The 228-nt window shown below is 38.2% G+C and carries 1 protein-coding gene; it reads right to left on the bottom strand.

Translation table 11 applies throughout. The annotated features are described in order from the left end of the window. Positions 1-228, bottom strand: a 228-nt coding sequence (locus AOA61_RS27740) for an MBL fold metallo-hydrolase (protein WP_143521268.1), incomplete at both ends; no start/stop codon positions are given.

Genomic DNA, 228 nt, shown 5'->3' on the forward strand with positions numbered 1-228 from the left:
TTCCAAAGGATATCTGAGGTAGGTTCCGCTAATTTCTAATGAAACACGAATAAAATCTTCAATACCAGGAGGACCATACACAGTAAGTGGCGTTTCAGCACCTTGAAACGACCGGCTTCCTAATAAGCCTGGTAAGCCATAAATATGATCACCATGAAGATGAGTGATAAATATCTTCTCAATTCTTCTTGTTTTTATCGGTGTATGTAGAATTTGATGTTGTGTAGC

The organism is Pseudomonas sp. 2995-1, from assembly GCF_002742505.1.
Lineage (GTDB): Bacteria > Pseudomonadota > Gammaproteobacteria > Pseudomonadales > Pseudomonadaceae > Aquipseudomonas > Aquipseudomonas sivasensis.